This is a genomic window from Marinobacter halodurans, assembly GCF_004327985.1.
GTDB lineage: Bacteria > Pseudomonadota > Gammaproteobacteria > Pseudomonadales > Oleiphilaceae > Marinobacter_A > Marinobacter_A halodurans.
Map to the genome: position 1 here is coordinate 1 of NZ_SJDL01000268.1, position 205 is coordinate 205.

At 61.0% G+C, this 205-nt stretch carries 1 pseudogene; it reads left to right on the forward strand.

What is annotated here, in order from left to right:
- A pseudogene (locus EZI54_RS25235) lies at window positions 1–205 on the forward strand (group II intron reverse transcriptase/maturase); the annotation flags it as partial.

Consider the following 205-nt stretch of genomic DNA (forward strand, 5'->3'; position numbering starts at 1 on the left):
CGGTTCTGCCGCTATGCGGACGACTGCAATATTTACGTTCGCAGCAGACGAGCAGGCCACCGGGTCATGGCCAGTATCACCCACTTCCTGAAAGCACGCCTGCGCCTGACGGTGAACGCGGCGAAGAGTGCCGTGGATCGCCCTTGGCGTCGCAGTTTTCTGGGCTACAGCGTGAGCTGGCATAAACAGGTACGGCTGCGGATCG